Genomic DNA, 26,392 nt, shown 5'->3' on the forward strand with positions numbered 1-26,392 from the left:
ATAAGCCACATTTAGATATGAAAAGACTATTTGGTTTTACAGTTGCGGCAATTTTAATTTTGAATCTCTCCGGTTGTAAAAACAACGGAAATGGTGAATTAGTTGGTATTAATCAGAAATACTGGAGCGAACCAAATCCCTACGGAATGTTGTTCATTGAAAAAGGTTCATTTATTATGGGACCAAATGATCAGGATGCATTCTGGGGATTTAACTCACAAAACAAAAATACCACAGTCGAGTCTTTCTGGATGGATGAGACTGAAATCACCAATAGTGAGTACAAACAGTTTGTTTACTGGGTTAAAGACTCGGTGGTCAAAAACTTTATATTTGATCGCATCAAGGATCCGGCAACTGCATCATCCTATACACAGTTAAAAAGCACCCTGAACATAAACGGAATGTCGGGTGGTGGTATAATGTCTAATGATGACATTAAGCTTATTGAAGACATCCTTGACCTTTATGGCGTGGTTAGTACAAAAAGCAGAAATGTTTTCCTTAAAACCAGGGGTATCAAAAGGATTCCTGTCATTAACTGGACTAATCCGTTCAGCGAAGAAAAATTCAGAACATATCTTACAAGTCATATCCTCGACAGTCTGGATCAGATGGCAGGTGCCGGTTCAGGTAATCCTCCTTCAACTGTAATTCATGAAGTTATTATTCCTTACTACAAGAAATTTTACCGAGAAGATCCGCTAACCGGTCTAGAAATTCAGCCGGATTATTTTATCGGTTCTGAATTCAAAAGCGAATTACTTACGTATACTTATAACTGGCTGGATTACAGTCAGGCTTCTCTTGAAATCAACAAGTTTAATCCACTTACAGGCAAATTCAATGATCCTGCTCAAGAATTTGAAAAGAAATTTGGCAGACCATTGACAGACAGGGATACAGCAGATTTTCCGGAGTATTTTATCCGCCAGCAGGTTTCTGTGGTTGATAAGAATACCGGTGAGATTAAAAACGTTTCAAAATATAAGCGCCTTACTGACAGGAATGATTTCCAGATGAGTAAAACGATACAGATTTATCCTGATACCTTAGCCATTATGAGTGACTTTTCATACTACTCATATAATGAGCCAATTGCCAAAATGTACTTTTCACATCCAGGCTATCAGAACTATCCTGTAGTTGGTGTTACCTGGGAACAGGCAAACGCGTTTTGTAACTGGAGAACAAATCTTAAAAATTCATTCCAGTCAACAACGGGAGAACCTAAAGTACAGGATTACAGATTACCTACAGAAGCAGAGTGGGAATATGCAGCAAGGGGTGGAAAGCGTGCTGCCATGTATCCATGGGGAGGCTATTATACCAGGAAAGCCAATGGTTGTTTCATGGCAAACTTTAAAACAGGTCGTGGCGAATATGTTGATGACAATTTTATTTATCCTGCTGAAGTGATGAGTTATCCACCAAACGATTTTGGTCTTTTTGATATGGCCGGGAATGTAGCTGAGTGGACACGATCAGCATATAAAGAAAATGCGTTATCATTTGTTCATGACTTAAATCCTGATTATAATTTTAACGCAACAGCATCTGACCCTGAAACTTTAAGACGTAAAGTGGTTAAGGGCGGATCATGGAAAGACATCGGATTTTTCCTGCAGTGCGGTCAACGTACATTTGAATTGCAGGATCAGGCCAGATCATACATCGGTTTCAGATGTGTAAGACAATTTATCGGACCTTATTAAAGTTTTATATCAGAAAAATTAATGCAGTAATATCATGGGAATATTTAGTAAAATCTATAGTGGTGTACAGAATGCAATCTCAACTGATCAGGGAAAGGTTATTACGGGATTCGCATACGGTATCGGAGCATCTATTGTAATTATCGGTGCATTATTTAAGATTCTTCACCTTCAGGGTGCGGAGGAAATGCTGATGCTGGGTATGGGTACTGAAGCTTTTCTTTTTGCCCTCGGTGCATTTGAAGCGCCACACAAGGAACACGACTGGTCACTGGTTTATCCTGAACTGGCTTATGGACATGGTGATGCACATACTCCCGTTGAAACTAAAACAGCACCTGTTACTCAAAGTAACGCCGGACCATCTGTTGGTGCCGTTGGTGAAATCAGTGGTCTTTCAACAGAAGATATTGAGAAACTAAAAGAAGGCTTAAGCAAATTAAGCAAAACAGCCTCTCAGATGAATGATATATCCGGAGCAAGCATTGCGACTGAAAATTACATTAAAAATATTGAAAAAGCTGCTTCATCAGCTGACCATTTCGCAGATGTGCAGAATAAAGGTATTGAGTCAATTTCCACAGCTTCAAACCAGTTGATGACTGCGTATACAAATTCGGCTCAGTCACTTGAGAAAAGTATAACAGATTTAGGTAAAGATTCCGCACAGATTTCATCCACTTTGACTTCCGTCAGCGGCAATCTAACAAAAATTAATTCTGTGTATGAGCTGCAACTACAAACCATTAATCAGCAATTGGAAGAAGCGAAGGCAGAGCTTACAGAAGCTAAGAAAATCAGTGCAAATCTTGGTGAAATATCCAAAAATTATTCTGATTCCATTGCAGATGTGGAAGCCTATAAGAATGAGGCAGCAAAACTTAAAAAACAAATTTCAGATTTGAATGCCGTTTATGGCAATATGCTTAATGCACTGAATATTGAATCTTAATATAACAATACCTCTGGTTAAAGAAAAGAAGTAGATTATGGGTTCTAAGAATTGTTCCGAAACGCCGCGACAGAAGATGATAGGTATGATGTACCTGTTTTTGACTGCTATGTTAGCGCTGAACGTTTCCAGTGAGGTATTGAATGGTTTTACAAGGGTAGATGAAAGTCTCCGCAGTAGTGCCAAAAATATTGGAGAAAGAAACAGTGCAATACTGGAGGACTTCAAAAATAAAGAGGAAATGAATCCATTGAAAGTTGCTCAATGGCGTGAAAAAGCTCAGATCGTAAAATCACTGAGTGATTCCCTTTATGAAAAAATTGATGAATACAAACTGGAGATTGTCCGCGATGTTGATGGACCTACAGGTAATCCCGACAGTATCAATGCAAAAGATAACCTTGATGCTCCTGAAAGAGTAATGTTACTGGGAGGTAAAAACAGTAAAGGGGTACAACTGAAAGAAGGAATCAACTATTATCGCGAGTCCCTTATTGATATTATGGAAGATGCCATTAAGATCAATAATGGAACACTGGATACATCAATTGTTAATTCTTTAAACGGTTCCTTATCTACGCCGAGAATGAAAGACAGAGACGGAGAAGAGAAGGAGTGGGAACAGGTATACTTCTCATGGATGCCGGTTGCAGCATCAGTTGCATTGATGTCTAAGTTACAAAATGACGTCAGGGATGCAGAATCGCAGGTTATCCAGTTTCTGTTAAGACAAATTGATGCAAAAGACTTTAAAGTGAATAAAGTTGAAGCGCATATCATTCCAAAATCCACGACCATTATCCGGGGAGGAACATTCTCTGCTCAGATGTTACTGGCAGGTAGAGACACAACCAATAATCCGGTATATTATGTGAATGGGCAGGCTCTTAATCCTTCAAACAGGGGCGTTTACACTAAAGTTTGTGATCAGACCGGTGTGTTTACACTCAAAGGACAAATCGTAAGAAAAGATGATGAAGGAAATGAAATAAAACATGAACTTGATGAGTTGAAATATGAAGTTGTAGATCCGTTTGCAACCGTATCTGCAACAAAAATGAATGTGTTATACGCGGGGGTGGAGAATCCTGTAAGCATATCTGCACCTGGCATCGCAGCAAGTGATTTAAGACCTTCCTCGTCTAACGGTACTTTAAAACCTGCATCAGATGGGCAGAGTTATATTGCCATACCAAAAGATTTTAACAAAGATGCTGTTATAACAGTTGATGCTATTATTGAAGGTAAAACACAACATATAGCAGACTATCCGTTCAGGGTTAAACTTTTACCTGACCCTCTATCATTTATTGCCTATCAGGAAGTTTCGGCTGATGCCAGTGGCAGTATTAAACGTATTGACAAAACAACTAATGATTCCAAGATAGATTTCAGATTGTTGAAATATTTTAAGGGCATTAAAGCAATGTTGCCCGGATCTGACTTTGAAGTGAATTATGATGTACTGAGTTTCAGAATTCTTATGAATAACAGCAATGGTAATGTGAAAGCAGAACCGACGCAGGGATCGGAATTTAACCCTGCTACGCTTGAATTTTTAAAAGAATTCCATGGAACCATTACAATAACCGAAGTTAAGGCCAAAGGACCTGATGGTATAACAAGAACGTTACCGCCAATCGTTGCCGAAGTAAATTAACAATAGAAAATAAATCATATTCTTATGAATAAGAAAATAATCATCTTACTAACAGCTGTCCTCACAGCATCACCATTCATTCAGGCACAGGAAGAATCTGATTCTCCTCTAAAGGGTGATAAGCCTATTGAATATATGTCAACCAAAGAGGGGGATGTTGATTTATATTACGAATATAAGCTGTGGAGAACTTTAAATCTGGAAGAGACGCCGAATCAACCTTTGGCATTGCCAAAAACGCCTGTCAAAAACAGAAAAAATTTAGGAACGGTGATTCTTGAAAGTATTGGAAATGATGAATTCCCAATTCCGGTTTACAAATACAGCGACCAGGAGATGGAAGAAGAACCACAGGAAGCCACAAGTGTATACAATGCATTTAACCTTCAGAAAAAAGTGGAAGACAGATGTTTCCTTTTCCAGCCAACCGGCGATGAATTTACCATTATTGTCGCTGATGGAGACCCAAAGATTACTATACCTCAGGATAGTTTGTTTGCGTATCTACCAAAGATATTCTCCCAGGACAGGGTAAATACGATTATGACAGAATTAAGCAACCAGATTTATAAATATGATCTTTACGAGGTATGGTTTTTTAATAAACGATATTCAACATTCCGATCGGAAGTGAGAGCGATTTGTCCTTATATAAAAGATCCCGTTTCCCAGTCAGCGATTTCAATCGGATGGATGCCATTTGATCAACTCAGAAAATACCTGGTACAGGTACCGATCAAATTATCCGATTTTAATGCTACCGTTGGAATGAACCAGTATAGCATGGATGCTTATTTCACATCAAGGTTGTATTCAGGAGAAATTGTACAGGCAGAGAATCTGCAGGGTAAAAAATTCATCGATTATAATCTTACACCCGATCAGATTGCAAAACAACGTCAGGAAATAGAAACACGACTTATCAATCTTGAAGAAGATATATGGGCTTACTAGAATGTTTGGTCCTAAAATAAGAAAGCCGGTTTGCAAACCGGCTTTCTTATTTTATATAACTCCTGTTAGTCGGATCAGTCTGTACCCAACTCCAGTTTAACATCATTTACAAAGTGTTTAATTCTCTGCTCCTCCGACATCTTGCAAATTAATAATGTATCATCAGATTCCACAACAATAAAATCCTCAAGACCCTGCAGGACCACAATCTTATCTTCCGGAACATTAATCAGATTATTCTTTGCATCGTACATGAAAACTTTTTTATTCGAAGCATTAGCGTTATCATCCTTTGGCAACTGATCATACAATGATCCCCAGGTGCCTAAATCGGACCAACCAAAATCAGCACATAAGACAAATACATTATCAGCCTTTTCCATTATGCCATAATCAATGGAAATATTTTTACAACTCGGATATGCTTCTTCGATAAAGGACTGTTCCCCGGGAGTATAGTATATAGCATTACCATCAGCAAATTTTTGTGCTACGTCTATCAGATGCAGATTAAAGGCTTTAAGTATTGTATCTCCTTTCCACAAAAAAATACCTGAATTCCAGTAGAAATCGCCACTTTCAAGAAAGACTTTTGCCAGTTCAAGATCGGGCTTCTCAGTGAAGGTTTTCACTTCATTAAAAATTGAATCCACCCCATCTTCGTTCGCTTTGATCTGAATATAACCGTATCCCGTTTCCGGCCTTGAAGGTTTGATCCCAAGCGTAAGAAGGTTCCCGCTCTCACTTGTAAAGTTTAAACCGTCTGAGATGTTACGGATGAATTCTTCCTCTTTCAATATAAGATGATCGGAAGGCGCGACCACAAAGTTCGCATCCGGATCTCTGGACATTATCTTATAGGTAGCATACGCAATACAAGGGGCAGTATTCCTCATTGCCGGTTCAAGCAGTACCTGTTCTTCTGTCAGTTCAGGTAACTGTTCCAGAATAATATCTTTATAAATTTTATTGGATACAACATATATATTTTCTGCAGGCATTAATTTATTAAACCTGTCGAATGTTTGTTGAATCAACGTTCTTCCCGTTCCTAAAATATCGAGGAATTGTTTAGGTTTCTGTGTTTTACTAAGGGGCCAAAACCGGCTTCCGATGCCACCGGCCATAATCACACAATAAGCATTCTTCATTTTATATACACTTTTGATGTTTCCCAAATTAACACTTTTTTATTGGTATATCAAATGTAAAACGCTAAAGAAAAGTTAATAAAAAAGCCATCCGTTGGTGAACGGATGGCTTTCCTGTATTGAAGTTTAATTATTACTTCACTCTTTTATAACCGTAAACGGCGCTGTCTCCAAGTTCTTCTTCAATACGAAGCAACTGGTTGTATTTAGCCATCCTGTCTGATCTGCTTAAAGAACCGGTTTTAATCTGACCACTGTTTGTCGCAACAGCAATGTCAGCGATGGTTGCATCTTCTGTTTCGCCGGAACGATGTGATGTAACAGAAGTGTATCCATGTCTGTGAGCCATTTCAATAGCATCCAACGTTTCTGTTAATGTACCGATCTGATTTACTTTAATCAGAATTGAGTTAGCACAACCCAGTTCAATACCTTTTCTCAGGAATTCAACATTTGTTACGAATAAATCGTCACCTACCAGCTGTACTTTGTCGCCAAGTTTATCTGTAAGAATCTTCCATCCTTCCCAGTCGTTTTCATCACAACCATCCTCAACAGAGTCGATTGGATACTTTGCGATCAGTTCAGCCAGATAGTCTGCCTGTTCAGTGGAATTACGTTTTGCTCCGTTTGGACCTTCAAATTTAGAATAATCATAAACGCCATCTTTGAAGAATTCTGAAGATGCACAATCAAGTGCTATTGTAACATCTTTACCAGGTTCATAACCGGCTTTTTTGATGGCTTCAATCACACTGTCAAGTGCTTCTTCTGTACCGCCGGAGAAGTTAGGCGCAAATCCACCTTCATCACCAACAGCTGTACTCAGCCCTTTACCTTTAATGATTGATTTAAGTGCATGGAATACTTCTGCTCCCATTCTTAAACCTTCTTTGAATGTTGGTGCACCAACCGGACGAATCATAAATTCCTGGAAGGCAATAGGTGCATCCGAATGAGAACCACCATTGATGATATTCATCATTGGAACAGGCAGCACTGTAGTGTTGGTTCCACCAATATAACGGTATAATGGCATGCCTAACAAATCAGCAGCAGCTTTTGCAACAGCCAGTGATACACCCAACATTGCATTTGCTCCAAGTTTGCTTTTCGTTTTTGTACCATCAAGTGCAAGCATTGCTTTATCAATACCAACCTGATCCGTAACATCCATGCCAATAATTTCTTCTGCAATAACAGAATTTACATTTTCAACAGCTTTTAAAACACCTTTACCAAGGTAACGGCTCTTATCACCATCACGCAATTCGAGTGCTTCATTCTCGCCCGTTGATGCCCCTGACGGAACAGCAGCACGACCTGTTGCCCCACTGGCAGTTAAAACTTCTACTTCTAGAGTCGGATTACCACGTGAATCGAGTATTTCACGTGCATGAATACTTATAATCTCTGACATAATCTAATGATTTATATTAAAACTATTATTAATTTCTGATTTTTCATGCCCAAATTTTGAGCACCCCAAAGTTACTTATTTAGAAATTATTACTCAACTTAAAAAATGAAAAAACATTAAAAAAGGGATGCAAAATTTGCATCCCTTTATTCCTTAATTCGGGTAGTTTATAACTACTCTTCTTTTTTCTTTTCTTCGTCATCCGAAGCTTCTTCAGCAGGAGTATCAGCTTTCGCCTCAGGCGCTTTACTTTCCTCTTTTGCTTCGGTTTCAGGTTCTGCTTTTACCTCTTTTTCCTCTACCACTGCATCTTTAACTTCTTCCTTCACTTCAGTTTCAGCTTTTACTTCTGCTGCAGGTGATGATTCAGTTTTTTTCTTAGATGAAGATCTTCTTCTTCGTGTAGATTTTTTGGTTGAAGCAGATTCCAGCATATTCTCATTGAAATCAACCAACTCGATAAAACACATTTCTGCATTGTCACCAATACGGTTTCCTGTTTTCAGAATCCTGGTATACCCTCCTGGCCTCTGAGCTACTTTTTCTGATACTTCCCTAAACAGAATTGAAACAGCTTCCTTATCTTTCAGATAACTGAATGCAGTTCTTCTGGAGTGTGTTGTATCCTCCTTACTTTTAGTGATGAGCGGCTCAATAAAAACCTTCAATGCTTTAGCCTTGGCTAATGTTGTATGAATTCTTTTATGTTTTATCAAAGAAACAGCCATGTTCGATAACATTGCCTTTCTGTGAGATGTTGTTCTTCCTAAATGATTGAACTTCTTCCTGTGTCTCATTTTAATTACTCTTTGTCAAGTTTGTACTTACTGATATCCATACCGAATGTCAAACTCAGGGAAACCAGCAATTCTTCCAGCTCGGTCAGAGATTTCTTACCGAAGTTTCTGAATTTTAACAAGTCATTTTTATTGAAAACAACTAAATCTCCAAGTGTTTCCACATCGGCTGCTTTAAGACAATTAAGTGCTCTGACAGAAAGATCCATGTCAGTTAATTTTGTCTTCAGAAGCTGACGCATATGCAATACTTCTTCATCAAATTCTTCTGCGCCGTTTTTCTCGTCTGTATCGAGCGTAATACGCTCATCGGAAAAGAGCATGAAATGATAAATCAGGATTTTTGCCGCCTCTTTTAAAGCATCTTTCGGATGTATTGATCCATCTGAAGTAATCTCAAGAACCAGCTTTTCGTAGTCCGTTTTCTGTTCTACCCTGTAGTTCTCAATATAATACTTCACATTTTTAATTGGCGTGTAAATAGAATCAATTGGAATTAAACCGAATTCTTCTGTTGAAGGGGTATTTTCCACTGCCGGCACATAACCACGTCCTTTGTTGATTGTGATGTCAACGGAAAGATTAACACCTTCATCCATTCTGCAAATTACCAATTCTGGATTCAGCACTTCAAATCCGGTAAGAAATTTACTGATATCACCAGCTTTAAACTCTTTTGAACCGGTTACATTTACAGTGACTTTTTCACTTTCTACTTCATCAACCAAGCGACGAAGGCGAACCTGTTTGAAGTTAAGTACTATCTCAACAACATCTTCCATAACACCAGGAATGGTTGAGAATTCGTGTTCAACACCTTCAATTTTTATAGAGGTAATAGCAAATCCTTCGAGTGATGAAAGTAAAATACGCCTTAAAGCGTTACCTATGGTAATTCCATAACCTGGCTCTAATGGACGAAATTCGAATTTACCGAATTTATCATCCGACTCAAGCATGATTACCTTATCGGGTTTTTGAAATGCTAATATAGCCATATACTAAATTTTTATTTAGAGTACAATTCAACGATCAATTGTTCTTTAATATTTTCGGGTATGTCTTCTCGTGCAGGTATATTCATAAATTTACCACTCAAAGAATTCTCATCCCATTCCAGCCAGGAATATTTAGAGTGATTTTCACCCCTCAACGATTCCGTGATTACCAAAAGAGATTTAGACCTTTCGCGAACACCTATAACCTGACCCGGCTTAACCTGGTACGAAGGAATATTCACAACTTTACCATCTACAACAATATGACGATGTCCTACCAGCTGTCTGGCACCTGCTCTTGTTGGAGCAATACCTAAGCGGTAAACCACATTGTCAAGTCTGCTTTCAAGCATCTGAAGCAAAATTTCACCGGTAATACCTTTCTTACGATGAGCTTTCTGGAACGTATTACGGAATTGTTTTTCCAATACGCCATAGGTGTATTTTGCTTTCTGTTTTTCTTTCAACTGATCACCATATTCAGTTGTTTTTCTTCTCCTGTTGTTACCATGTTGTCCAGGAGGATAGTTTCTTTTATTTAAAACTTTGTCTGGTCCGAAGATTGGTTCTCCAAACTTCCTTGCAATTTTAGACTTTGGTCCGATATACTTTGCCATTGTATTACTTTTTTGCTTTGATTTTAAATTTTGATTTTAGATTATGAATTATGCATTGCAGCCGCGATTACAGAGAGGAAGAATCATGCAATCAATTCATTATTCAAAACATAAAACCTAAAACAACTTATTAATTATACTCTCCTTCTTTTAGGAGGACGACATCCGTTATGTGGAATTGGTGTAACGTCAACAATTTCTGACACTTCAATACCACTGCTGTGGATGGTACGGATAGCAGATTCTCTTCCGTTACCTGGTCCTTTTACAAAAACTCTCACTTTTCTAAGACCCAGATCATATGCTACTTTTGAGCAATCCTGTGCTGCAACCTGAGCTGCATAAGGGGTGTTCTTTTTAGAACCTCTGAATCCCATTTTTCCGGCTGATGACCATGAAATAACCTGACCGTCACTATTGGTTAACGATACAATTATGTTATTAAAGGAAGAATGGATGTGAGCCTGACCTGTAGCCTCAACTTTAACTTTTCTCTTTCTTTGAGTTCCTGACTTTTTTGCCATAACCTTATCTAAATGTTACTGTTTACTTTTTCTTATTTGCTACAGTCTTACGTTTTCCTTTACGTGTACGTGCGTTATTTTTAGTAGACTGACCACGAACAGGAAGCCCGATACGATGACGAATTCCTCTGTAACAACCAATGTCCATTAAACGTTTAATGTTTAACTGAATTTCTGATCTCAACTCACCTTCAACCTTTGTAGTTTCGGCGATAGCTTTTCTTACACCTGCTATCTGATCGTCTGTCCACTCTTCTACCTTAATATCACGATCAACACCAGCTAATTCCAGAATCTGCTGAGCTTTGCTTCTGCCAATTCCGAATATGTAGGTAAGAGCAATCTCACCTCTTTTGTTTTGCGGAAGGTCAACACCAACTATACGTATAGCCATTTCTTAAAATTTTTGCAAAATTAGTTAATTATCCCTGACGTTGTTTAAACTTGGGATTCTTTTTATTAATTACATACAGACGCCCTTTTCTCCTAACGATCTTACATTCGGGTGAGCGTTTCTTAACTGATGCTCTAACTTTCATCTTCCTCTATCTTTTTAAAATTATTTATATCTGAATGTTATTCTCCCTTTTGTTAAATCGTAGGGAGACATTTCAACTTTTACTTTGTCACCAGGCAGGATTCTGATATAGTGCATCCGCATTTTACCAGAAATATGAGCCGTGATCACATGACCATTTTCAAGCTCAACCCGGAACATTGCATTAGACAATGCTTCAATAATTGTACCATCTTGCTCTATAGAAGCCTGTTTGGACATAAATTTATAATTTTATATTTCGTTCGTTTAATACTTCTTCAATATAATCAAAGGTTGATAAAATATCAGCTTTACCCTTCCTGATGGCCACCGTGTGTTCAAAGTGGGCGGCGGGCTGATGATCTTTGGTCCGGATTGTCCAGTTATCTTTTTCAAGGTAAATGTCTTTTTTACCCATATTGATCATTGGTTCAATCGCTATAACCATTCCCGATTTCAGTAAAACCCCTCTACCCTGCTGACCATAATTTGGCACTTCAGGCTTTTCATGCAGGTTCCTGCCAATACCATGTCCTACCATTTCCCTGACTACCGAATATCCATTCTTTTCACAATACTTCTGTATCGTATATCCAAGATCTCCCAACCTGTTTCCGGAAACTGCCATTTCGATGCCTTTATAAAGTGCTTCTTTTGTTACTCTTAATAGCTTTCTTACGGATTCATCAACGTTTCCCACTGTAAAGGTATAAGCTGAATCACCGTAATAACCATTTTTAAGAACACCACAGTCAACTGAAACAATATCTCCATCCTTTAATCTGTAGTCTGAAGGTATGCCATGCACAACCATATCATTAACGGACATACACAAGGTATTCGGGAAACCGCCATAACCCAAAAATGCTGGTTCAGCGTGGTGATCCCTGATAAATTCCTCTGCGATCCTGTCTAGTTCCAGCGTTGAGATTCCGGGTTCAATATGCTTTGCAACTTCTGCATGCGTTTTTGAAACCAAAAGATTGCTTTCCCTCAGGAGTTCTATTTCCTCGTCCGTTTTTAAATAAATCATTAAAAGAACGTTTTAGAAGGCTGCCGCACCACCGGTACGACCTTTAATCCTTCCTGACTTCATCAAACCATCATAATGCCTCATCAACAAATGACTTTCAATTTGCTGAAGGGTATCAAGCACAACTCCAACCATAATAAGCAAAGATGTTCCTCCGTAGAAATATGCGAATTGCTGTGTAACACCTGCCATCATGGCAAAAGCCGGCAGTATGGCAACAAATGCAAGGAAGAATGAACCCGGTAATGTAATTTTTGACATCACAGAATCCAGAAAATCAGCCGTCTTTTTACCCGGTTTAACCCCTGGTATAAAACCACCGTTTCTCTTCATATCCTCAGCCATCTGGTTTGGATTAATTGTTATGGCAGTATAGAAATAAGTAAATGCAATAATCAAAATTGCCTGTGTTAAGTTATATACCCATCCCAACGGGTTAGCAAAGGCCGTAGCAAAAGCGGTCATGCTCTCACTTTGTGAAAACCCTGCAATTGTAACGGGCAAAAACATAATAGCCTGAGCAAAAATGATAGGCATTACACCGGCTGCATTAACCTTCAGCGGAATGTATTGTCTTACACCACCATATTGTTTATTTCCTACTATCCTTTTAGCATATTGTACAGGTACTTTCCTGGTTCCCTGAACCAATAGAATAGAAGCACCAATTACAGCGAGCAGCACAACAAGTTCGATTAATAACATAACCAAACCACCGCCTGCAGTTTCCGTAAAACGTGAACCAACCTCACCTACAAAAGCAAATGGTAAACGGGCAATAATACCTATCATAATGATAAGGGATATACCGTTTCCAATACCTTTATCTGTAATTCTTTCTCCTAACCACATGATAAACATGGTTCCGGCAGTAAGGATTATTGTAGATGATATTTTAAACCACGTATTATTCATTGCAAATGCCTCAGCCGGGAGCTGACTGTATAAGTTCACAAGATATGAAGGAGCCTGTACAACAAGAATAATAACTGTAAGGTACCGTGTAATCTGATTGATTTTTCTTCTTCCACTTTCACCTTCACGTTGTAACCTTTGGAAATAAGGTACTGCAATACCTAATAACTGGATTACAATTGAAGCCGAGATATAAGGCATAATACCTAACGCAAAAACGGATGCATTGGAGAAAGCACCTCCGGAAAACATATCCAGAATACCTAATACACCGGTTGCGGTCTGGCTTTTTAACGCTTCAAGATGGGCTGGATCTATTCCCGGTAAAACCACGAATGATCCGAACCTGTAAATAAGTAAGAAACCTAAAGTGGAAATAATCCGAGCTCTCAGATCCTCGATACTCCAGATATTCTTTAATGTCTGAATTAGCTTCTTCATGAAATTAAAGTTTTACAACAGTTCCGCCTGCAGCTTCAATAAGTTCTGCAGCCTTTTTAGAAAATGCATGTGCAGTTACTTCGACTTTTAACGAGATTGCACCATTACCAAGAATCTTCACAAGATCGTTCTTGGCAACCAGTCCGGCGTCATGCAAAGCCTGGATATCAATTTTATCCAGTTTTTTGGCTTCAGCCAACTTCTGCAGTGTATCTACATTAATACCTTTGTATTCTACACGATTGATGTTTTTAAATCCAAACTTAGGAACGCGGCGCTGTAAAGGCATCTGACCACCTTCAAAACCGATTTTTTTAGAATAACCGGAACGGGATTTGGCTCCTTTGTGACCACGTGTAGAAGTACCTCCATGTCCGGAACCCTGTCCGCGACCGATACGTTTACGTGATTTGGTTGAACCATTTGCCGGTTTTAAATTACTTAAATCCATTTTTATATTCTGTTAAAGGATTATCAATTAATTTACTACTTCAACCAGGTGTTTTACTTTATCCACCATACCGAGAATTTCCGGTGTGGCATCTTTCTCAACAACCTGGTGCAATTTACGAATTCCCAAAGCCCTCAAAATTCTGATCTGTTTTTCAGGGCAATCAATTCCACTATTGACTTGCTTAATTCTGATCTTTTTTGTTTTAGCCATCTTACCAGGTTATTATCCGTTAAACACTTTATCGAGTGAAACACTGCGCAACTTGGCAACGGTTTCAGCATCTCTCAGTTCCTTTAAAGCTTCGATTGTAGCCTTTACCAGGTTGTGAGGGTTAGAAGAACCTTTTGATTTTGCCAGTACGTCCTTTACACCAACACTCTCAAGTACGGCACGCATCGCACCACCGGCTTTTACTCCGGTACCATGAGAAGCAGGTTTCATAAACACTGTAGCTCCACCGTACTTGGCAATTTGTTCGTGAGGTATAGTGCCGTTTTTAACCGGTACTTTAATCAGGTTTTTCTTTGCAGCTTCAACACCCTTTGAAATGGCCGTTGTTACTTCATTTGCCTTACCTAATCCCCATCCAACAATTCCGTTTTCATCTCCTACAACAACAATGGCAGAAAAACTGAAGGTACGTCCACCTTTCGTTACTTTGGTAACCCTGTTGATTGCTACAAGTCTGTCTTTTAAATCAAGATCGCTTGTTGTTTTTACTTTTTGTACTAATCCTGCCATAGTTATTAGAAATTAAGTCCTCCTTTACGAGCACCATCTGCCAGGCTTTTTACCCTTCCGTGGTACAAATATCCGTTTCTGTCGAACACACATGAAGCTATTCCTGCTTTTGTGGCACGCTGAGCAAGTAACTCACCTACAGCTGCAGCTTCTTCAATCTTATTCTTGAACTCTTTCCCAGACAGTTCCTTGTCTACTGATGACGCAGCAGCTAATGTTTTACCTGCTAAATCGTCAACAACCTGAACATAAATCTGTTTATTGCTTCTGAAGACCGTAATACGAGGTCTTTCCGCTGTACCGGAAACGATCTTTCTTACACGTCTTTTAATTCTTTCTCTTCTTTTAACTTTATCAAATGACATAGTTTCCTAATTTAACGGTTACACTTTAGCAGACTTACCAGCCTTACGACGAATGTGCTCACCTTTAAACCTGATACCCTTACCTTTATAAGGTTCCGGTTTACGGAATGAACGAATCTTGGCTGCTACTTGTCCTATAAGTTGTTTATCACAGCTTTCCAGAGTTATTAAAGGATTCTGATTCCTTTCACTCTTAGTCTCTAACTTAACTTCACCCGGAAGTTCGAGGTAGATGTTGTGAGAATAACCTAATGATAATTCCAGAAGCTGTCCCTGGTTTGATGCTCTGTAACCTACACCAACCAGTTCGAGTTCTTTCTTATAACCTTCAGAAACTCCAACAATCATATTATTGATAAGAGATCTTGATAAACCATGCAATGCTTTATCCTGTTTCTCTTCTGTTGCTCTCTCAATCACAACCTGATTACCTTCAACTTTAACGCTGATAGTTGGCTTAACGGTTTGTGACAATTCTCCTTTAGGGCCTTTTACAGTAATGTCGTTGTCTTTAACTGTTACTGTAACGCCTGCTGGTATATCTATCGGTGCTTTTCCTATTCTTGACATTGAAAATCCTCCTTAATTAATATACATAGCATAAGACTTCACCACCTATGCGCTTTGCACGGGCTTCCTTGTCAGTTACTACACCCTGCGATGTTGATAATATCGCAATTCCCAAACCATTTAACACCCGTGGTACTTCACGGTAACCAGTGTACTTACGTAAACCGGGACGGCTAACACGCTTAATTGCTTTAATCGCGTTTACCTTTGTTTCCGGATCGTATTTGAGGGCGATTTTAATTACACCCTGCAAACCATCATCTATAAACTTGTAGTTTAAGATGTAACCTTTGTCGTATAAAATCTTGGTCATCTCCCTCTTCAGGTTAGATCCCGGGATTTCTACAACCCTGTGTTTTGCGTTAATCGCATTCCTGATTCTTGTCAGGAAATCTGCTATTGAATCTGTCATACTACATTAAATTAAATTGATCCCAATCTATCAGGACAATATTTAACTAACTCTCATTTCTTATTTTACCAGCTTGCTTTTTTAACTCCCGGAATAAGTCCTGCGGCTGCCATTTCACGGAACTGAATCCTTGAAATACCAAACTGACGCATGTAACCTTTTGGACGTCCTGTCAATTTGCATCTGTTATGTAATCTTACGGGCGATGAATTTTTGGGAAGTTTCTGTAACCCCACATAATCGCCTTCGGCTTTAAGTCTTTCACGTTTTGCGGCATACTTTGCATTCATTTTTGCGCGTTTCACCTCACGTGCTTTCATTGATTCCTTAGCCATTGATCTGTCTCTTTATTATTTTTTCTTAAATGGTAAACCAAACTCTTTCAGTAAAGCAAATGCTTCCTCATCTGTTGCGGCGGAAGTCACAAAAGTAATATTCATACCGAGAATTTTGCTTATACTGTCGATATTAATTTCCGGAAAGATAATCTGTTCCTCGATACCGAGTGTATAATTACCTCTTCCGTCGAGTTTACTTTTAATACCCTGGAAGTCACGAATACGTGGTAAAGCCACGCGGATCAGTCTCTCCAGGAATTCATACATCTTTTCGCGACGTAAAGTTACCCTTACACCAATAGGCATCTTTTTCCTTAATTTAAAGTTAGAGATGTCCTTTGTTGAATAGGTAGGAACTGCTTTCTGACCGGTAATGGTGGTTAACTCAGCTACAGCAACATCAATAAGTTTTTTGTCGGCAATAGCTGCTCCCATCCCCATATTGATCACGATTTTCTCCAATTTAGGTACCTGCATAACGCTTTTGTACCCAAACTCTTCTTTTAATGCCGGTGTAATACGTTCGGCATAATCCTTTTTAAGTGCTACAGTATAGCTCATTACTTAATTTCCTCCCCAGATTTTTTAGAATAACGCACTAGTTTACCTTTGTCATTCAGACGGCGACCGATTCTGGTTGGATTACCTGAAGGATCTACGACATTAAGTTTGGAAATATTGACCGGGGCTTCTTTTTTAATGATTCCACCCTGAGGACTTTCGGCGTTTGGTTTTGTATGCTTTGAAACCATGTTCACACCTTCAACGATGGCACGGCCTTCTTTTACATTAACCTCAAGCACACGTCCTTTTTTTCCTTTATCTTCTCCAGAATTTACAAAAACTGTGTCGCCTTTTTTGATATGTAATTTCTTAGACATTGTCTTGCATTTAAATATTAAAGTACTTCAGGTGCCAGAGAAACAATTTTCATGTTTTTAGCTCTCACTTCACGGGCTACAGGGCCGAAAATACGACTCCCTCTCATTTCACCTGCATTATTAAGCAATACACATGCATTATCATCGAAGCGAATATATGAACCATCCTGACGACGCACCTCTTTTTTGGTTCTTACAATAATGGCTTTGCTTACTGTACCTTTTTTAAGGTCACTTGAAGGGATGGCACTTTTTACTGTAACAACAATGGTATCACCTACTGTGGCATAACGTTTTCCGGTTCCACCGAGAACGCGGATACAAAGCGCTTCCTTTGCACCACTGTTATCGGCTACTGTAAGTCTGCTTTCTTGCTGTATCATGATTACTTAGCTCTTTCGATTATTTCTACTAATCTCCATTTCTTTGTCTTACTCAATGGCCTGGTTTCCATAATTCTTACAGTGTCACCAATACCACAGGTATTTTCTTCGTCGTGTGCATGGTATTTTTTTGTTTTATTCACAAATTTACCATAGATGGGGTGTTTTTCTTTCCATTTTACAGCTACTACAACGGTCTTATCCATCTTGTCGCTAACAACAACACCAACACGCTCTTTTCGGATATTTCTTTTAACTTCTTCCATCAGTTAAACTATTTTACTTCGTTAATTTCACGCAGACGAAGCTCGGTCTTAATACGGGCTATGGTCTTGCGACTTTCTTTAATTTGTGATGGATTATCTAAAGGAGAAATGCTGTGGTTAATCTTCATTTTAGCAAGATTATCCACCTCTGTATCCAGTCGTTCCTGTAACTCCTTTGAATCTAGTTCTTTTAATTCCCTCGCTTTCATTTCTAACTAGTCATTTAATTTTGAACATAATCGCGGCGAACCACAAATTTTGTTGTAACAGGAAGCTTCTGAGCTGCAAGACGCAATGCCTCTTTAGCTACATCAAAAGGTACACCTTCAACTTCAATGATAATTCTACCTGGAGTAACCGGTGCAACAAAACCTTCCGGAGAACCCTTACCTTTACCCATCCTAACCTCTGCAGGCTTTTTAGTAATGGGTTTATCGGGGAATACACGTATCCATATCTGACCTTGTCTTTGCATGTAACGTGTAACAGCTACCCTTGCTGCTTCTATCTGACGTCCAGTAAGCCATTTTGATTGTAATGATTTGATTCCGAAAGAACCAAATGCCAGTTGGTTTCCCCTCTGGGCATTACCTTTCATCTTGCCTTTCTGCTGTCTTCTAAACTTTGTCTTTTTTGGTTGTAACATCGTTTTCTGATTTCAATAGTTAACGATTACTTTCTTTTTTTACGGAATTTACGTCCTCCGGTATTCTCTTTTGCCACAGTGAAATTTGGAGAAAGGTCTCTCTTACCATAAACTTCACCTTTACAGATCCATACCTTAATACCGATTAATCCCGTTTTAGTTAACGCTTCTGCCTGAGCAAAATCGACGTCAGCCCTGAAAGTATGCAAAGGTATACGGCCCTCCTTGTATGTTTCAGAGCGTGCCATCTCTGCACCATTTAAACGTCCTGAGATCTGAACTTTAATTCCTTCAGCGCCCATACGCATTGCTGATGCAATAGCCATTTTAATGGCACGACGATAAGCGATCCTTCCTTCGAGCTGGCGAGCTATGTTGTTTCCAACAATAATAGCATCTAATTCCGGACGCTTAACTTCAAATATATTAATCTGAACTTCTTTATCAGTAATTTTCTTAAGCTCCTCCTTCAGTTTATCAACTTCCTGACCACCTTTACCGATAATGATACCCGGACGGGCAGTACATACAGTTATCGTGATGAGCTTAAGGGTTCTTTCAATGACAATTTTTGAAACACTTGCCTTTGCCAGACGAGCATTGAGGTATTTACGGAGTTTTGTATCCTCTACAATCTTGTCACCGTAATCATTACCTCCGAACCAGTTTGAGTCCCAGCCTCTGATGATTCCTAACCTGTTACTTATCGGATTTACTTTCTGTCCCATTTGGCAATTAATTTTGTGTTTCTTTACTGTCGACTACTAAGGTAACGTGGTTTGAACGCTTCCTGATGCGGTAAGCTCTTCCCTGAGGAGCAGGACGCAGTCTTTTTAAAACTCTTCCTGAATCAACCATAACCTCTTTTACAAAAAGATTACTGTCCTCAACACGAACACCTTCATTTTTCTGTTCCCAGTTTGCGATAGCGGAACGGAGTAACTTCTCCATTCTGTTGGAAGCTTCTTTCGGTGAAAACCGCAGTACATCCAAAGCTTTGTTTACTTCCATACCACGGATCATATCGGCTACCAGCCTCATTTTCCTTGGAGAAGTAGGAACGTTGTTAAGCTTGGCAAAACTGACCTGCTTTTTCGCTTCCTTTATTTTTTCGGCTCTTATTCTTTTTCGTGCACCCATTTTCTCTGATTTTTACTAGTTATTGCGCTTACCTTTTTTTCTTATCAGCGCCATGACCTCTAAATGTACGAGTTGGAGCAAATTCTCCAAGTTTATGACCTACCATGTTTTCTGTAATATAAACCGGGATGAATTTATTACCGTTATGTACGGCAACTGTATGCCCTACAAAATCAGGAGATATCATCGAAGCACGTGCCCATGTTTTTACCACGGATTTTTTTCCGCTTTCGTTCATAGCCAGTACTTTTTTCTCCAGCTTATAATTAATATATGGTCCTTTTTTTAACGATCGGCTCATAACAAATTAATTAACTCTTTATTTTTTCCTTCTTTCAACAATATACTTCTCAGATGCCTTTTTCTTATCGCGGGTTTTATAACCTTTGGCAAGTACACCTTTTCTGGAACGTGGATGTCCTCCTGAGGAACGACCTTCACCACCACCCATCGGGTGATCTACAGGGTTCATTACAACACCACGTACTCTTGGTCTTCTTCCCTGCCAACGCGAACGACCCGCTTTTCCGGATCTTTCAAGTGCATGGTCTGAATTTCCAACGCTACCGATTGTAGCTTTACATGTTGTAAGGATCATTCTGGATTCTCCTGACGGCAGTTTAACAATTGCGTATTCACCATCTCTTGAGGTGAGCTGAGCAAATGTACCTGCTGAGCGAACTAATGCAGCTCCCTGGCCCGGACGCAACTCGATGTTATGAACTACGGTTCCCAAAGGAATTTTAGCAAGTGGCAAGGCATTACCGATTTCCGGCGCTGCATTTTCACCTGAGTTAAGAACCTGACCAACTTCAAGGCCATTGGGTGCAACAATATATCTTTTTTCACCATCGGCATAATACAGTAATGCAATACGAGCAGATCTGTTCGGATCGTACTCAATTGATTTTACTGTTGCCGGAACACCGTCTTTTTCTCTTTTGAAATCGATCACCCGGTATTTTCTCTTGTGTCCTCCTCCGATATAACGCATGGTCATTTTGCCGGTAGCATTACGACCACCCGATTTTGATATACCGGATACAAGAGATTTTTCTGGAACACTCGCGGTAATCGTATCGAATGCACCAATAATCTTATGTCTTTGCCCCGGTGTTACGGGCTTTAATTTACGTACAGCCATTTTATTTAAATATTGCTATAAAAATCAATTGTATCTCCATCTTTCAATGTAACCACTGCCTTTTTAAAAGCATTGGTTTTTCCTGATATTATGCCAGACTTGGTATAACGGCTTTTAAACTTACCGTTATAGTTCATTGTATTTACGTCAGTAACGGTAACGTCATACAATTCCTCGACAGCATCTTTTATCTGAAGCTTATTCGCTTTTTTATCGACCATAAACGCAAACCTGTTGAGTTTCTCACCAAGCTGCGTCATTTTTTCTGTAACGATAGGTTTTACAATAATTCCCATTTTTTTTTCTCCTATTCGTTAAACATTTTACCTATTTCTTCTACTACCGAAGCTGTCAACATTAAACATTTGCAATTCATAATACCGTAAGTATTTAACCCTGAAATAGTTGCAACTTTGGAATCCTGTAAATTGCGAGCCGACAAATATACATTTTTATTTACTTCAGGCAAAACCAGAAGTGACTTTTTATCAGCTACTTTGAGGTTTTCTTTCAATTCAATAAAGCTTTTTGTTTTAGGGGCTTCAAAAGCGAAGTCTTCCAAAACAATAATTTCATTGTTCTTAGCTTTATAAGTAAGTGCCGATTTACGGGCTAACCTCTTAAGTTTTTTGTTTAATTTGAACGCGTAGTCACGTGGCTGTGGACCGAATACTCTACCACCACCAACAAACACCGGTGATTTAATGCTACCTGCACGCGCTGTACCGGTACCTTTCTGGCGTTTGATTTTACGTGTACTTCCGGTTATTTCACCTCTCTCTTTCGATTTGTGTGTACCCTGACGCTGGTTTGCCAAATACTGTTTAACATCCAGATAGATGGCATGATCGTTAGGTTCAACACCGAAAACCGAATCAGCAAGTTCTATTTTCTTGCCAGTATCTTCACCTTTAATATTATATACTGCGAGTTTCATTACTGATCAATTATTACAAATGAACCTTTAGCACCTGGTAAAGAACCTTTCACTACAATAAGATTCTTTTCCGGGATAACTTTTAACACTCTCAGGTTTTGAATGGTTACTGCATCACTACCTTTCTGACCAGCCATGCGCATACCTTTAAAAACACGTGACGGGTAAGATGAAGCACCAATAGAACCCGGAGCTCTCAGCCTGTTATGCTGACCGTGAGTGGACTGTCCCACACCGCCGAATCCATGACGCTTAACAACTCCCTGGAAACCTTTTCCTTTAGAGGTTCCGGTAACATCAACCCAACTGTTTTCCTGAAATACGTCAACAGTAATTACATCACCCAAATTTATATCCCCGTTGAATGTCTTAAATTCATGATAGGTTTTCTTTGGCGACGTTTTGGCTTTTTTCACATGTCCGAGTTCCGGTTTTGTAGCCGACTTTTCCTTTTTGTCGGCAAAACCCAGCTGGATTGCTTTATAGCCATCATTCTCAACTGTCTTTACTTGTGTTACGACACAAGGGCCAGCTTCGATAACAGTGCATGGAATATTTTTTCCCTCGGCACTGAAAACGGAAGTCATTCCGATTTTTTTTCCAATAATTCCTGGCATTGTAAAAACTTTTTAATTTATCACACTTTAATTTCAACCTCAACACCACTTGGCAACTCAAGTTTCATGAGTGCGTCAATAGTTTTGGCCGTTGAGCTGTAAATATCAATAAGCCTTTTGTATGAGCTTAATTGAAACTGTTCACGCGACTTTTTGTTAACGAAAGTCGAGCGTAAAACTGTAAATACTTTTTTGTGCGTTGGAAGTGGAATTGGACCACTCACAACTGCACCTGTTGTTTTTACAGTTTTAACGATCTTTTCAGCAGACTTGTCCACCAGATTGTGATCGTAAGATTTCAGTTTGATCCTGATTTTCTGACTCATGGTTATGTTTTATTATAATAACTCTACTTTTCCTTTTGCTTCAGCCACAACTTCTTTTGCAATAGAAGCAGACACTGTTTCATAATGTGAGAATTCCATTGTAGAAGTTGCTCTACCCGATGAAATGGTACGCAATGCAGTTACATAACCGAACATTTCAGCCAAAGGAACTTTAGCTTTTACAACACGTGCACCGGAACGGTTAGACTCCATACCTTCCACCTGACCCCTTCTCTTGTTGAGGTCACCAATGATATCACCCATATATTCTTCAGGTGTAACAACTTCGATCTTCATGACCGGTTCCAGCAATACCGGTTTTGCTTTAGCACTGGCATGTTTGAATGCCTGAACGCCGCAAATTTCAAACGATAACTGGTCTGAATCCACAGGGTGGAATGAACCATCATAAAGAACAACCTTAATTCTTTCTACAGGGAATCCGGCTAATACACCATTTGACATGGCTGTTTTAAACCCTTTTTCCACAGATGGAATGAATTCTTTAGGAATGTTACCTCCTTTTATCTCATCTACAAACTGTAATGAACCCTCAAAATCAGGATCGGCAGGTCCTACTTTCACCAAAATATCGGCAAACTTACCACGACCACCTGACTGCTTTTTAAATACTTCTCTGATATCAACAGTCTGTGAAATATTTTCTTTGTATGCAACCTGAGGTTTACCCTGGTTACACTCCACTTTAAATTCGCGTCTTAAACGGTCGATGATAATTTCCAGATGTAATTCACCCATACCGGAAATTACAGTCTGACCTGAATCCTCGTCAGTTTTCACACGGAATGTCGGATCTTCTTCTGCCAGTTTAGCCAAACCGGTAGATAACCGGTCAAGGTCTTTCTGCGATTTCGGTTCAACCGCTATACCAATTACCGGCTCTGGGAACTCCATAGATTCCAGGGCGATCTTATGTTTTTCATCACATAATGTATCACCGGTTCTGATATCCTTAAATCCTACGCCGGCACCGATATCACCTGCAGCAATTTCTTCACGTGGATTTTGCTTATTAGAGTGCATCTGGTAAAGACGAGAGATCCTTTCCTTCTTGCCTGAACGTGAGTTGTAAATGTAAGAACCTGCATCAATTTTTCCGGAGTATACACGGAAAAAGCACAGACGACCTACATATGGGTCTGTTGCAATTTTAAATGCCAGAGCAGCAGTCGGTTCTGTTACATCCGGCTGACGAACGAGTGTTTTTTCCGGATCATCAGGATCTGTTCCTGTAGCACTACCATTGTCAAGCGGACTTGGAAGGTATGCGATAACAGCATCCAGTAAACGCTGAACACCTTTGTTTTTAAAGGCTGATCCGCAAAGCATCGGAACAATGGTCATATCGATGGTTGCTTTACGTATTACGCCCAGCAGTTCATCCTTACCAATTGAATCCGGATCTTCGAAGAATCTTTCGAGCAGTGCATCATCGTATTCCGCAACTGCCTCAATCAGCTTTTCGCGCCATTCTGCAGCTTCGTCGAGCATATCTGCAGGAATATCCTGCAGCTCATAACGGGCTCCAAGTGCCTCATCGTCGAACCATACAATTGCTTTATTCTCGATAAGGTCAATTACACCTTTAAAGTTTTCTTCAGCTCCGATTGGAATCTGTAACGGTACCGGATTTGCACCCAGCACTTCACGGACCTGAGTTACGACTTCGTAAAAATCAGCACCTGAACGGTCCATCTTATTTACGAAACCAATTCTTGGAACGTGATATTTATCAGCCTGACGCCATACGGTTTCAGACTGTGGTTCAACACCTCCAACAGCACAAAACAATGCCACTGCACCGTCAAGTACCCTTAAAGAACGTTCAACCTCAACGGTGAAGTCAACGTGCCCCGGGGTGTCAATAATATTAATTTTGTATTCTTCGTTATCGTACTTCCAGAAACAGGTAGTCGCAGCAGATGTAATGGTAATACCTCTCTCCTGCTCCTGCTCCATCCAGTCCATTGTAGCGGCACCATCATGCACCTCTCCAATCTTATGGGTTATACCGGTATAAAAAAGAATACGCTCGGTAGTAGTTGTTTTACCGGCGTCGATATGCGCCATGATACCGATATTCCTTCTGTATTTCAAATCTCCTTGTGCCATTTCTTTTTAATTGTTAACCGTTTCTTATCGTTTATAATTAAAATCTAAAGAACGCAAATGCACGGTTAGCTTCTGCCATTTTATGAGTATCCTCTTTCTTTTTAAATGCTCCACCTTCCTCGTTATATGCAGCAACAATTTCTGCAGCCATTTTTTCGGCCATAGATCTCCCGCTCCTTTTCTGTGAAAAAAGGATCAGATTTTTCATTGCTATAGAAAGTTTTCTGTCTGGACGAATTTCGGTTGGAACCTGGAATGTTGCACCACCAACACGGCGGCTTTTCACCTCTACCTGAGGTGTAATGTTTTCGAGGGCTTGCTTCCAGATATCGAGAGGAGATTTCTCTTCGTTGGAAAGTTTTTCTTTTACTGTATCAAGTGCAGAATAGAAGATTTTATAGGCTACACTTTTTTTACCATCCTTCATGAGGTTGTTAACAAAGCGGGTTACCATAACATCGCCGTATACCGGATCAGGTAACAGCACCCTTTTTTTAGGTTTTGCTTTTCTCATTTTCCTCTAAATTAATTTCAATTTAAATTGGGTTGCCTTGTGAGTCAGTCTTCAACAGTTTCGTTAAACTATTTACTCAACCAAGCTAAAATTTACTAAATCCTATTTTTTAGGTTTTTTAGTACCATATTTTGAACGTCTCTGATTACGGCCTTCTACTCCAGCTGTATCAAGAGCACCTCTGATAAGGTGATACCTAACACCCGGTAAGTCTTTAACCCTACCACCACGCACAAGAACAATAGAGTGTTCCTGTAAATTGTGTCCTTCTCCTGGAATATATGCGTTAACCTCTTTTCCGTTTGTTAACCTTACCCTTGCAACTTTACGCATCGCTGAGTTTGGTTTCTTTGGAGTAGTGGTATATACCCTAACGCAAACACCCCTTCTTTGAGGACAGGAATCAAGCGCACGCGACTTGCTTTTCTCCTCAATCTGAGTACGTCCTTTTCTTACTAATTGTTGAATTGTAGGCATTTATACACTAATTTTAATATTATACGTCTATAAAACGGGCTGCAAAGATAGAGTTTTTTTAGAAAAAACAATAATCTCATTCTTCTTTTTTACCCATTAATTTTTCAGCCGGGCAAAAGTAATAATTAAACTCTAATGTACAAGCGTTTATTGAATTAAAGATTTAAGTTATAGAACACAAGATTAAAGACGTAAGATAAAAGATGTAAAATGGGGGTATTAGTGACCGATAATGTAAAAAACGACCAGAAAAATGAAGTCTGTCAATAGGTTTCAAAGAATCCTCCACCCCAATAATTCCGATAGCTACCAGAAGGGACACCTCCTTTTTCA

General features: G+C 39.3%; 39 protein-coding genes. 4 read left to right on the forward strand and 35 right to left on the reverse strand.

Annotated features, from left to right (window positions below; genetic code table 11):
* The first annotated feature begins 17 nt into the window (after positions 1-17).
* The 4 genes from porK to porN are packed head-to-tail and all read left to right on the forward strand — an operon-like array spanning position 18 to position 5,281.
* A complete protein-coding gene (gene porK, locus ACE1EF_RS18075) occupies positions 18-1,715 on the forward strand; it encodes a T9SS ring complex lipoprotein PorK/GldK (protein ID WP_375722105.1) in 1,698 nt (565 codons plus the stop codon).
* 34 nt (positions 1,716-1,749) lie between these two features.
* Positions 1,750-2,667, forward strand: coding sequence for a type IX secretion system motor protein PorL/GldL (gene porL, locus ACE1EF_RS18080; RefSeq protein WP_375722106.1), 918 nt, complete (start codon positions 1,750-1,752; stop codon positions 2,665-2,667).
* Positions 2,668-2,704: 37 nt separating this feature from the next.
* Entirely contained in the window at positions 2,705-4,327 is a 1,623-nt protein-coding gene (gene porM, locus ACE1EF_RS18085; protein ID WP_375722107.1) for a type IX secretion system motor protein PorM/GldM, read from the forward strand.
* A 24-nt stretch (positions 4,328-4,351) separates the two neighbouring features.
* Complete coding sequence (porN, locus tag ACE1EF_RS18090) at positions 4,352-5,281, forward strand: type IX secretion system ring subunit PorN/GldN (protein ID WP_375722108.1); 930 nt, start codon at positions 4,352-4,354, stop codon at positions 5,279-5,281.
* 74 nt (positions 5,282-5,355) lie between these two features.
* Here the strand turns inward: porN and ACE1EF_RS18095 are convergent, their stop codons facing one another.
* The 35 genes from ACE1EF_RS18095 to rpsL all read right to left on the reverse strand — a co-directional run bounded on the left by ACE1EF_RS18095 (position 5,356) and on the right by rpsL (position 26,059).
* On the reverse strand, positions 5,356-6,459 hold the full coding sequence (locus tag ACE1EF_RS18095) for a mannose-1-phosphate guanylyltransferase (protein ID WP_375722109.1): 1,104 nt from the start codon (positions 6,457-6,459) through the stop codon (positions 5,356-5,358).
* Between the two features lie 106 nt (positions 6,460-6,565).
* Complete coding sequence (gene eno, locus ACE1EF_RS18100) at positions 6,566-7,852, reverse strand: phosphopyruvate hydratase (RefSeq protein ID WP_375722110.1); 1,287 nt, start codon at positions 7,850-7,852, stop codon at positions 6,566-6,568.
* A gap of 173 nt (positions 7,853-8,025) precedes the next feature.
* Positions 8,026-8,649, reverse strand: coding sequence for a 50S ribosomal protein L17 (rplQ, locus tag ACE1EF_RS20105; RefSeq protein ID WP_473774516.1), 624 nt, complete (start codon positions 8,647-8,649; stop codon positions 8,026-8,028).
* 5 nt (positions 8,650-8,654) lie between these two features.
* Positions 8,655-9,647 carry a DNA-directed RNA polymerase subunit alpha gene (locus tag ACE1EF_RS18110; protein WP_375722111.1) on the reverse strand — a complete coding sequence of 331 codons (993 nt, stop codon included), beginning with the start codon at positions 9,645-9,647 and terminating at the stop codon, positions 8,655-8,657.
* An 11-nt stretch (positions 9,648-9,658) separates the two neighbouring features.
* Positions 9,659-10,264, reverse strand: a complete 606-nt coding sequence (gene rpsD, locus ACE1EF_RS18115) for a 30S ribosomal protein S4 (RefSeq protein ID WP_375722112.1) — start codon at positions 10,262-10,264, stop codon at positions 9,659-9,661.
* 134 nt (positions 10,265-10,398) lie between these two features.
* On the reverse strand, positions 10,399-10,788 hold the full coding sequence (gene rpsK / locus ACE1EF_RS18120; protein ID WP_375722113.1) for a 30S ribosomal protein S11: 390 nt from the start codon (positions 10,786-10,788) through the stop codon (positions 10,399-10,401).
* Positions 10,789-10,810: 22 nt separating this feature from the next.
* Complete coding sequence (gene rpsM / locus ACE1EF_RS18125; RefSeq protein ID WP_375722114.1) at positions 10,811-11,182, reverse strand: 30S ribosomal protein S13; 372 nt, start codon at positions 11,180-11,182, stop codon at positions 10,811-10,813.
* Between the two features lie 28 nt (positions 11,183-11,210).
* Positions 11,211-11,327: a type B 50S ribosomal protein L36 gene (gene ykgO / locus ACE1EF_RS18130; protein ID WP_375722115.1), complete on the reverse strand. Its 117-nt coding sequence runs from the start codon at positions 11,325-11,327 to the stop codon at positions 11,211-11,213.
* 20 nt (positions 11,328-11,347) lie between these two features.
* Complete coding sequence (gene infA / locus ACE1EF_RS18135) at positions 11,348-11,566, reverse strand: translation initiation factor IF-1 (protein ID WP_375722116.1); 219 nt, start codon at positions 11,564-11,566, stop codon at positions 11,348-11,350.
* A gap of 4 nt (positions 11,567-11,570) precedes the next feature.
* On the reverse strand, positions 11,571-12,359 hold the full coding sequence (gene map, locus ACE1EF_RS18140; RefSeq protein ID WP_375722117.1) for a type I methionyl aminopeptidase: 789 nt from the start codon (positions 12,357-12,359) through the stop codon (positions 11,571-11,573).
* 12 nt (positions 12,360-12,371) lie between these two features.
* Positions 12,372-13,715, reverse strand: coding sequence for a preprotein translocase subunit SecY (secY, locus tag ACE1EF_RS18145; protein WP_375722118.1), 1,344 nt, complete (start codon positions 13,713-13,715; stop codon positions 12,372-12,374).
* A 4-nt stretch (positions 13,716-13,719) separates the two neighbouring features.
* Positions 13,720-14,166, reverse strand: coding sequence for a 50S ribosomal protein L15 (gene rplO, locus ACE1EF_RS18150; RefSeq protein ID WP_375722119.1), 447 nt, complete (start codon positions 14,164-14,166; stop codon positions 13,720-13,722).
* 27 nt (positions 14,167-14,193) lie between these two features.
* Complete coding sequence (rpmD, locus tag ACE1EF_RS18155; RefSeq protein WP_375722120.1) at positions 14,194-14,379, reverse strand: 50S ribosomal protein L30; 186 nt, start codon at positions 14,377-14,379, stop codon at positions 14,194-14,196.
* 12 nt (positions 14,380-14,391) lie between these two features.
* Complete coding sequence (rpsE, locus tag ACE1EF_RS18160) at positions 14,392-14,910, reverse strand: 30S ribosomal protein S5 (protein ID WP_375722121.1); 519 nt, start codon at positions 14,908-14,910, stop codon at positions 14,392-14,394.
* Positions 14,911-14,915: 5 nt separating this feature from the next.
* Entirely contained in the window at positions 14,916-15,275 is a 360-nt protein-coding gene (gene rplR / locus ACE1EF_RS18165) for a 50S ribosomal protein L18 (protein ID WP_375722122.1), read from the reverse strand.
* A gap of 18 nt (positions 15,276-15,293) precedes the next feature.
* A complete protein-coding gene (rplF, locus tag ACE1EF_RS18170; protein ID WP_375722123.1) occupies positions 15,294-15,845 on the reverse strand; it encodes a 50S ribosomal protein L6 in 552 nt (183 codons plus the stop codon).
* A gap of 16 nt (positions 15,846-15,861) precedes the next feature.
* Entirely contained in the window at positions 15,862-16,257 is a 396-nt protein-coding gene (rpsH, locus tag ACE1EF_RS18175) for a 30S ribosomal protein S8 (protein WP_375722124.1), read from the reverse strand.
* Between the two features lie 65 nt (positions 16,258-16,322).
* Entirely contained in the window at positions 16,323-16,592 is a 270-nt protein-coding gene (gene rpsN / locus ACE1EF_RS18180) for a 30S ribosomal protein S14 (RefSeq protein ID WP_375722125.1), read from the reverse strand.
* Between the two features lie 15 nt (positions 16,593-16,607).
* Complete coding sequence (rplE, locus tag ACE1EF_RS18185; RefSeq protein WP_375722126.1) at positions 16,608-17,156, reverse strand: 50S ribosomal protein L5; 549 nt, start codon at positions 17,154-17,156, stop codon at positions 16,608-16,610.
* The gene (gene rplX, locus ACE1EF_RS18190; protein WP_375722127.1) at positions 17,156-17,476 is read right to left on the reverse strand and encodes a 50S ribosomal protein L24; all 321 of its coding nucleotides are present in this window, start codon (positions 17,474-17,476) and stop codon (positions 17,156-17,158) included. Before rplX ends, rplE begins: the two co-directional genes overlap by 1 nt.
* A gap of 17 nt (positions 17,477-17,493) precedes the next feature.
* Positions 17,494-17,859, reverse strand: coding sequence for a 50S ribosomal protein L14 (gene rplN, locus ACE1EF_RS18195; RefSeq protein ID WP_375722128.1), 366 nt, complete (start codon positions 17,857-17,859; stop codon positions 17,494-17,496).
* Positions 17,860-17,861: 2 nt separating this feature from the next.
* Positions 17,862-18,125, reverse strand: coding sequence for a 30S ribosomal protein S17 (gene rpsQ, locus ACE1EF_RS18200; protein WP_375722129.1), 264 nt, complete (start codon positions 18,123-18,125; stop codon positions 17,862-17,864).
* Positions 18,126-18,133: 8 nt separating this feature from the next.
* Positions 18,134-18,334, reverse strand: coding sequence for a 50S ribosomal protein L29 (gene rpmC / locus ACE1EF_RS18205; RefSeq protein ID WP_375722130.1), 201 nt, complete (start codon positions 18,332-18,334; stop codon positions 18,134-18,136).
* Positions 18,335-18,348: 14 nt separating this feature from the next.
* Positions 18,349-18,771 carry a 50S ribosomal protein L16 gene (rplP, locus tag ACE1EF_RS18210; RefSeq protein ID WP_375722131.1) on the reverse strand — a complete coding sequence of 141 codons (423 nt, stop codon included), beginning with the start codon at positions 18,769-18,771 and terminating at the stop codon, positions 18,349-18,351.
* A 26-nt stretch (positions 18,772-18,797) separates the two neighbouring features.
* Entirely contained in the window at positions 18,798-19,499 is a 702-nt protein-coding gene (gene rpsC, locus ACE1EF_RS18215; protein ID WP_375722132.1) for a 30S ribosomal protein S3, read from the reverse strand.
* 7 nt (positions 19,500-19,506) lie between these two features.
* Positions 19,507-19,911: a 50S ribosomal protein L22 gene (gene rplV, locus ACE1EF_RS18220; protein ID WP_375722133.1), complete on the reverse strand. Its 405-nt coding sequence runs from the start codon at positions 19,909-19,911 to the stop codon at positions 19,507-19,509.
* A gap of 28 nt (positions 19,912-19,939) precedes the next feature.
* On the reverse strand, positions 19,940-20,212 hold the full coding sequence (gene rpsS, locus ACE1EF_RS18225; protein ID WP_375722134.1) for a 30S ribosomal protein S19: 273 nt from the start codon (positions 20,210-20,212) through the stop codon (positions 19,940-19,942).
* Positions 20,213-20,230: 18 nt separating this feature from the next.
* Positions 20,231-21,055, reverse strand: a complete 825-nt coding sequence (gene rplB / locus ACE1EF_RS18230; RefSeq protein WP_375722135.1) for a 50S ribosomal protein L2 — start codon at positions 21,053-21,055, stop codon at positions 20,231-20,233.
* Positions 21,056-21,060: 5 nt separating this feature from the next.
* On the reverse strand, positions 21,061-21,351 hold the full coding sequence (gene rplW / locus ACE1EF_RS18235) for a 50S ribosomal protein L23 (RefSeq protein ID WP_375722136.1): 291 nt from the start codon (positions 21,349-21,351) through the stop codon (positions 21,061-21,063).
* Between the two features lie 11 nt (positions 21,352-21,362).
* On the reverse strand, positions 21,363-21,992 hold the full coding sequence (rplD, locus tag ACE1EF_RS18240) for a 50S ribosomal protein L4 (protein WP_375722137.1): 630 nt from the start codon (positions 21,990-21,992) through the stop codon (positions 21,363-21,365).
* Positions 21,992-22,609 carry a 50S ribosomal protein L3 gene (rplC, locus tag ACE1EF_RS18245; RefSeq protein ID WP_375722138.1) on the reverse strand — a complete coding sequence of 206 codons (618 nt, stop codon included), beginning with the start codon at positions 22,607-22,609 and terminating at the stop codon, positions 21,992-21,994. The genes rplD and rplC overlap by 1 nt, the downstream gene beginning before the upstream one ends.
* Before the next feature lie 20 nt (positions 22,610-22,629).
* Positions 22,630-22,935, reverse strand: coding sequence for a 30S ribosomal protein S10 (rpsJ, locus tag ACE1EF_RS18250; protein ID WP_375722139.1), 306 nt, complete (start codon positions 22,933-22,935; stop codon positions 22,630-22,632).
* Positions 22,936-22,947: 12 nt separating this feature from the next.
* Positions 22,948-25,068 (reverse strand): elongation factor G, encoded by a 2,121-nt coding sequence (gene fusA / locus ACE1EF_RS18255; RefSeq protein WP_375722140.1) that lies wholly within the window; start codon positions 25,066-25,068, stop codon positions 22,948-22,950.
* A 37-nt stretch (positions 25,069-25,105) separates the two neighbouring features.
* The gene (gene rpsG, locus ACE1EF_RS18260; protein ID WP_375722141.1) at positions 25,106-25,582 is read right to left on the reverse strand and encodes a 30S ribosomal protein S7; all 477 of its coding nucleotides are present in this window, start codon (positions 25,580-25,582) and stop codon (positions 25,106-25,108) included.
* A gap of 102 nt (positions 25,583-25,684) precedes the next feature.
* Complete coding sequence (gene rpsL / locus ACE1EF_RS18265) at positions 25,685-26,059, reverse strand: 30S ribosomal protein S12 (protein WP_375722142.1); 375 nt, start codon at positions 26,057-26,059, stop codon at positions 25,685-25,687.
* Between the last annotated feature and the right edge of the window lie 333 nt (positions 26,060-26,392).

It is taken from the genome of Quyinboa sediminis (assembly GCF_042219855.1).
GTDB lineage: Bacteria > Bacteroidota > Bacteroidia > Bacteroidales > UBA5342 > JBHJHP01.